Below are 2500 nucleotides of genomic sequence, written 5' to 3'. Positions count from 1 at the left end.
GGTTCTATTTCACTCCCCTCCCGGGGTGCTTTTCACCTTTCCCTCACGGTACTGGTTCACTATCGGTCACTAGAGAGTATTTAGGGTTGGGAGATGGTCCTCCCAGATTCCGACGAGATTTCTCGTGTCTCGCCGTACTCAGGATACTGCTAGGTATAAAGACTATTTCGAATACGAGGCTATTACTCTCTTTGGCCTACCTTCCCAGGTAGTTCTTCTATAATCTTTAAGTCCACGTTGCAGTCCTACAACCCCGAAGAGTAAACTCTTCGGTTTGCCCTCTTGCCGTTTCGCTCGCCGCTACTAAGGCAATCGCTTTTGCTTTCTCTTCCTGCAGCTACTTAGATGTTTCAGTTCACTGCGTCTTCCTCTACATTACCTTAACAGTAATGAGTGACAGGCATTACCTGCCGGGTTCCCCCATTCGGACATCTCTGGATCATTGCTCACTTACAGCTCCCCAAAGCATTTCGTCGTTAGTCACGTCCTTCATCGGCTTCTAGTGCCAAGGCATCCACCGTGCGCCCTTATTAACTTAACCTTATTTTGGTCTTGCGACCTAACTCATTAAATATTCACAGCGTTTCGGTTTATTTTCTTGTTACTATCTATATGTAATTAATTACATATGGAATTTGATATAGATATTCAATTTTCAATGGACAATACTTGAATCTTTCGATTCAATGGAGCCTAGCGGGATCGAACCGCTGACCTCCTGCGTGCAAAGCAGGCGCTCTCCCAGCTGAGCTAAGGCCCCACAAGACCTCTCAAAACTAAATAAGAAACTCAAGTACATTCCGTTTTTCCTTAGAAAGGAGGTGATCCAGCCGCACCTTCCGATACGGCTACCTTGTTACGACTTCACCCCAATCATCTATCCCACCTTAGGCGGCTGGCTCCAAAAGGTTACCTCACCGACTTCGGGTGTTACAAACTCTCGTGGTGTGACGGGCGGTGTGTACAAGGCCCGGGAACGTATTCACCGCGGCGTGCTGATCCGCGATTACTAGCGATTCCGACTTCATGTAGGCGAGTTGCAGCCTACAATCCGAACTGAGATTGGCTTTAAGAGATTAGCTTGCCGTCACCGACTCGCAACTCGTTGTACCAACCATTGTAGCACGTGTGTAGCCCAGGTCATAAGGGGCATGATGATTTGACGTCATCCCCACCTTCCTCCGGTTTATTACCGGCAGTCTCGCTAGAGTGCCCAACTGAATGATGGCAACTAACAATAGGGGTTGCGCTCGTTGCGGGACTTAACCCAACATCTCACGACACGAGCTGACGACAACCATGCACCACCTGTCACCGATGTACCGAAGTAACTTTCTATCTCTAGAAATAGCATCGGGATGTCAAGACCTGGTAAGGTTCTTCGCGTTGCTTCGAATTAAACCACATGCTCCACCGCTTGTGCGGGCCCCCGTCAATTCCTTTGAGTTTCAACCTTGCGGTCGTACTCCCCAGGCGGAGTGCTTAATGCGTTAGCTGCGGCACTGAATCCCGGAAAGGATCCAACACCTAGCACTCATCGTTTACGGCGTGGACTACCAGGGTATCTAATCCTGTTCGCTCCCCACGCTTTCGAGCCTCAGCGTCAGTTACAGACCAGAGAGCCGCTTTCGCCACCGGTGTTCCTCCATATATCTACGCATTTCACCGCTACACATGGAATTCCACTCTCCCCTTCTGCACTCAAGTTTGACAGTTTCCAAAGCGAACTATGGTTGAGCCACAGCCTTTAACTTCAGACTTATCAAACCGCCTGCGCTCGCTTTACGCCCAATAAATCCGGACAACGCTCGGGACCTACGTATTACCGCGGCTGCTGGCACGTAGTTAGCCGTCCCTTTCTGGTAAGCTACCGTCACAGTGTGAACTTTCCACTCTCACACTCGTTCTTGACTTACAACAGAGCTTTACGATCCGAAAACCTTCTTCACTCACGCGGCGTTGCTCGGTCAGGGTTGCCCCCATTGCCGAAGATTCCCTACTGCTGCCTCCCGTAGGAGTCTGGGCCGTGTCTCAGTCCCAGTGTGGCCGATCACCCTCTCAGGTCGGCTATGTATCGTCGCCTAGGTGAGCCGTTACCTCACCTACTAGCTAATACAACGCAGGTCCATCTTGTAGTGGAGCAATTGCCCCTTTCAAATAAATGACATGTGTCATCCATTGTTATGCGGTATTAGCTATCGTTTCCAATAGTTATCCCCCGCTACAAGGCAGGTTACCTACGCGTTACTCACCCGTTCGCAACTCATCCAAGAAGAGCAAGCTCCTCTCTTCAGCGTTCTACTTGCATGTATTAGGCACGCCGCCAGCGTTCGTCCTGAGCCAGGATCAAACTCTCATTAAAAAATTTAATAATTGTTCGAGCGTTAACTCATTACCGTCGTCTGACGATTTATTCTTGTAAATTGACAGGTTATAATTTCTTCTATCATAACCCTGCACTTGGTTTCTTATTCAGTTCTCAAAGGTCTTTGTCTCTCTT

1 tRNA gene and 2 rRNA genes (1 of these 3 cut by a window edge) are annotated in these 2500 nt (G+C 49.0%); all 3 read right to left on the bottom strand.

Features of this window, described 5'->3' with window-relative positions:
- Nucleotides 1-541, bottom strand: a 23S ribosomal RNA gene (locus AX663_RS00635) (it extends 2359 nt beyond the left edge of the window).
- A 146-nt stretch (nucleotides 542-687) separates the two neighbouring features.
- Nucleotides 688-760, bottom strand: a tRNA-Ala gene (locus tag AX663_RS00630).
- 54 nt (nucleotides 761-814) lie between these two features.
- Nucleotides 815-2362 (bottom strand): 16S ribosomal RNA (locus AX663_RS00625).
- Together the 16S and 23S rRNA genes with 1 tRNA gene alongside form the textbook arrangement of a ribosomal RNA operon.
- Nucleotides 2363-2500 lie beyond the last annotated feature (138 nt).

The organism is Streptococcus sp. CCH8-H5 (assembly GCF_001556505.1).
In the GTDB taxonomy this organism is placed as follows: Bacteria; Bacillota; Bacilli; order Lactobacillales; family Streptococcaceae; genus Streptococcus.
The sequence above is the reverse complement of the archived record's forward strand: the minus strand, read 5'-3'. Positions and strand labels throughout refer to the sequence as shown.